The sequence below is a fragment of the Mycobacterium sp. genome, from assembly GCF_035603715.1.
Taxonomy (GTDB): Bacteria; Actinomycetota; Actinomycetes; order Mycobacteriales; family Mycobacteriaceae; genus Mycobacterium.
This window is the reverse complement of record NZ_DATNJW010000598.1, coordinates 1-4,241: the sequence shown is the minus strand read 5'-3', so window position 1 is coordinate 4,241 and position 4,241 is coordinate 1. Positions and strand designations below refer to the sequence as shown.

The 4,241-nt window shown below is 64.3% G+C and carries 5 protein-coding genes; 2 read left to right on the top strand and 3 right to left on the bottom strand.

The window, feature by feature from the left end:
• The 3 genes from rpsM to infA form a co-directional block, all read right to left on the bottom strand.
• Positions 1-296, bottom strand: a 296-nt coding sequence (rpsM, locus tag VN856_RS24600; RefSeq protein ID WP_325694197.1) for a 30S ribosomal protein S13, incomplete at its 3' end; no start/stop codon positions are given.
• Positions 297-485: 189 nt separating this feature from the next.
• Positions 486-599, bottom strand: a complete 114-nt coding sequence (rpmJ, locus tag VN856_RS24595) for a 50S ribosomal protein L36 (RefSeq protein ID WP_003879483.1) — start codon at positions 597-599, stop codon at positions 486-488.
• 48 nt (positions 600-647) lie between these two features.
• The gene (infA, locus tag VN856_RS24590; RefSeq protein WP_003418601.1) at positions 648-869 is read right to left on the bottom strand and encodes a translation initiation factor IF-1; all 222 of its coding nucleotides are present in this window, start codon (positions 867-869) and stop codon (positions 648-650) included.
• Between the two features lie 250 nt (positions 870-1,119).
• Here infA and VN856_RS24585 point away from each other — a divergent pair, with 250 nt between their 5' ends.
• The gene (locus tag VN856_RS24585) at positions 1,120-2,796 is read left to right on the top strand and encodes an FAD-dependent oxidoreductase (RefSeq protein WP_325694191.1); all 1,677 of its coding nucleotides are present in this window, start codon (positions 1,120-1,122) and stop codon (positions 2,794-2,796) included.
• Positions 2,793-4,241, top strand: a 1,449-nt coding sequence (locus VN856_RS24580) for an ATP-binding protein (protein ID WP_325694188.1), incomplete at its 3' end; no start/stop codon positions are given. The genes VN856_RS24585 and VN856_RS24580, both read left to right, overlap by 4 nt.

Below are 4,241 nucleotides of genomic sequence, written 5' to 3'. Positions count from 1 at the left end.
CGCACCGGCAGGCCGCGGCGGTGCCGAAGGCCCTGGTAGCAACCGATTTCGATCTTGCGGCGGATGTCGGCCTGCACCTCGCGGCGCAGATCACCCTCGACCTTGAGGTTGCCTTCGATGTAGTCGCGCAGATGGGTCACCTGATCGTCGGTGAGGTCCTTGGTACGCAGGTCTTTGTCGATCCCGGTAGCGGCCAGGATTTCGTTGGAACGGGTACGGCCAACGCCGTAGATGTACGTCAACGCGACCTCCATGCGCTTATCGCGCGGGAGGTCGACGCCCACTAGTCGAGCCATGGGTGGCATTCCTTCTCTATGCGGAGGTCTGTTCCCAGCCCGTTCCCTGGCCCAGAAAACAACTCAGGGCTCCGGGGTCCGGCCTCCGTTCCGGACGAGGCTGAGCTGGCCCATCTCTAAAGATGCCTGCCGCTCAGTGGTGCTGGGAGGTCTGCATTCAGTTGTGTGTGCGCCGCACGGCGCGGGCGATTAGCCCTGACGCTGCTTGTGGCGCGGATCGGAGCAGATCACCATGACCCGCCCATGCCGACGGATCACCCTGCACTTGTCGCAGATCGGCTTGACGCTCGGGTTCACCTTCACGGCTTGTTGATCCTGTTCTGTCTTCTCGTCGGTTAGTTCTTCGGGCTCTTACTTGTAGCGGTACACAATGCGGCCACGGGACAGGTCGTAGGGAGACAACTCCACCACCACCCGGTCCTCGGGCAGGATGCGGATGTAGTGCTGCCGCATCTTGCCACTGATGTGGGCGAGCACCTTGTGGCCGTTTTCCAGCTCAATGCGGAACATCGCATTGGGCAGGGGCTCGACCACGCGGCCCTCGACCTCTATGGCGCCGTCCTTCTTGGCCATAACGTCTCTGAAATCCTCGTCTTTTGGTTTCGTTGCTTCTACGCCCGGATCAGCGCAGCATTCGCCGGCTTTATAACGTGAGCCAGTGACAGGAAATTCCTAAGACAGGGCACGCGAGAAACCAGCGCGATGACGCACCGTTGCTCCACGATACCCGCTTATTCGTGCTGGCCAAAATCGCTGTCAGAGAATTTCGGACCGCCACCCTCACCCCCACACGGCAGGCCTGACAAGCGCATACTTGACGCTGATGACTAACCCCGCGAGTGCCGATACCGCATCCCGGAAACCCGTGATGCTGACCGTCGACGACGATCCCGGGGTGTCCCGGGCTGTTGCCAGGGATTTGCGGCGCAAATACGGCGATGCCCACCGGATTGTGCGGGCCGAATCGGGCCCGGACGCGCTGGACACCCTCAAGCAGCTCAAGTTGCGCGGTGAGACGGTCGCCATGCTCGTCGCCGACTACCGGATGCCCCAGATGACCGGTATCGACTTCCTCGAGAAGGCAATGGACCTGTATCCGGCGGCCAAGCGGGTGTTGCTGACCGCGTACGCCGACACTCACGCCGCCATCGACGCCATCAACGTCGTCGACCTGGACCATTACCTGCTCAAGCCGTGGGATCCGCCCGAGGAGAAGCTGTACCCCGTCATCGACGATCTGCTGGAGGCCTGGAAGCGGGCGCCCGAACGACCCATCCCGCACACCAAGGTGATCGGTCACCGCTGGTCGGCGCGATCCTGGGAAGTCCGCGACTTCCTGGCCCGCAACGGGCTGCACTACAACTGGTTCGCCTCCGACGAGCCAGTCGGCGAGCAACTGCTTCAAGCGGCCGGCGAGGACGGCAGGCGGCTCCCGGTCGTCGTCACCGAACACGGCGACCCGCTCGTCGAACCCAGCAACGCCGAACTGGCCGACACATTGGGCCTGACCACCACGCCGTCACAAGACTTCTACGACCTGATCGTGGTCGGCGGCGGGCCCGCGGGCCTGGCTGCCGCCGTCTATGGCGCTTCCGAAGGCCTGCGCACGGTGCTGATAGAGACAACTGCGACGGGCGGCCAGGCCGGCCAGAGCTCGAGGATCGAAAATTATCTCGGCTTTCCCGACGGGGTGTCCGGCGGCCAACTGGCTGATCGCGCGCGCAGACAGGCGGAGAAGTTCGGCGCGGAACTCATCACCGCCCGCACGGCCACCGCCCTGGAGATCAACGGACCAAAACGCACCATTCGGTTCGCCGACGGCGGCTCCATCGACGCGCACGCGATCATCGTCGCCACCGGCGTCGCCTACAACGAGCTGACCGCGGACGGCTGCGACTCGTTGAAAGGCCGCGGCGTGCACTATGGGGCCGCGGTCTCCATCGCCTCGGAATGTGAGGGCGAAGAGATCTACGTGATCGGCGGGGCGAACTCCGCCGGCCAGGCCGCGATGTACCTGTCCCGCGAGGCCAAATCCGTCACGATCGTGGTGCGCGCGCCGTCGCTGGAGGCGTCGATGTCGCACTACCTGATCGAACAGATCGAGCAGCGACCCAACATCACTGTCCGTACCTGTACCGAAGTGCAGTGCGCCATCGGAAACGATTACCTCGAACGACTGACTCTGATCGACAACCGGACCGGGCGGACCGACGACGTCAGCTGCGCCCGGATGTTCATCTTCATCGGCGCCGCACCGCGCACCGAGTGGCTCAAGGACGTGCTCGCCCGCGACGACCACGGCTTCATCCTCACCGGCCCGGATCTGCGAAACGTGTGCGGCTGGACGCTCGACCGGCCACCGCACCACCTGGAGACCAGCGTGCCGGGCGTGTTCGTCGCCGGCGATGTGCGCTCCCAATCCGCCAAACGGGTCGCGGCCGCGGTGGGGGAAGGATCGATGGCCGTGATGTTGGTTCACCGTTACCTGGCGGAGTCATGACTACCCGGCTCCCTTGCGACGCAGACGAATTGCGCACCCTGTTCCTGTTCGAGAAGCTCTCTGACGACCAGCTCGAGACCCTGTGCGTCAACGGCCATATCCAGGAATTCCAGCCGGGACCGATCATCGTCGAGGGCGATCCGGCGACCTGCTTCTACGTCCTGATCGAGGGCGAGCTGGCGATGTCGAAGCTCTCTGGCGGCCAGGCCATCGAGACGAACCGGACATCGCAGCGCGGCGTGTATTGCGGTGCCTGGCGGGCGTTCACCGGCGGGAACCAAAAGCTCTATGACGCGTCGGTGCACGTGACCAAGCCGTCGCGGTTCTTCGTCATGGACGCGCCGGTGTTCGCCCAATTCATGCGGGATCAGTTCCCGATGGCGGTTCACCTGCTCGACGGGATCGCGGTGGGCACCGACCGGACCCGCCGGATCATCGACAACCGGGAGAAGCTGCTCGCGCTGGGCCGGTTGTCGGCCGGGCTGACCCATCAGCTGAACAATCCGGCCGCGGCCATCGCACGGGCCGCCGACGAGCTGCGCGGCCGGATCTCCCGCATGCGCGGGAAACTGGTGATGCTCGCTGACGGCACCGTCAGCGCCGAGACGCTGAACGCATTGGTGCGGCTGCAGGAGGCGGTCGCCGAGCAGGTCGCCAAATCGGCGTCGGAGCATCTGACCGCGATCGAATCCACCGACCGCGAGGACGCCGTCGGCGAGTGGCTCGAGGACCACGACATCGAGGGCGGATGGGACATCGCACCATCACTCGTCGAAGGCGGCGTCGACACCGACTGGCTGGAGCGGATTGCCGCAACCGCCGAGGAATTGGATGCTTCCGCCTCGGTGGAGGAGGCGATCCGCTGGATCAGCTACACGATCGAGAGCGAACTTCTGATGAACCAGATTTCGGAAGCGAGCAAACGGATTTCGGCCCTGGTCGCCGATGCCAAGCAATATTCCCGGATGGACCGGGCTCTTTTCGACGTGGCCAACGTGCACGAACTGTTGCGCAGCACGCTGGTGATGTTCGCCGACCGATTCAGCAAAGACGGCAGTAAGAACGGCAGCGCGATCACAGTGGTCAAGGAGTTCGACCAGTCGCTACCCGAAATCCCTTGTTTCCCAGGCGATCTCAACCAGGTCTGGACCAACATTATTGACAACGCACTGGCGGCGATGCGCGAGAAGGGCGGCACGCTGACCGTCCGCACCGGCCGGGAAGGCGAGAAGCTGGCCCGCATCGAGATCTGCGACACCGGGCCCGGTATCCCCGATGAGGCGCGCGAGCACATCTTCGAGCCGTTCTTCACCACCAAACCGGTCGGCGAGGGCACCGGCCTCGGGCTGGATTTGGCGTGGAACATCGTCGTGAAGAAACATCGCGGGGATTTGCGCGTGGAGTCCGTGCCCGGCGATACCCGCTTCATCGTGCTGCTGCCGCTG

Coding starts and splice junctions, on each gene's coding strand:
- VN856_RS24585 (WP_325694191.1), top strand. CDS start 1,120: ATGACTAACCCCGCGAGTGCCGATACCGCATCCCGGAAACCCGTGATG.
- infA (WP_003418601.1), bottom strand. CDS start 869: ATGGCCAAGAAGGACGGCGCCATAGAGGTCGAGGGCCGCGTGGTCGAG.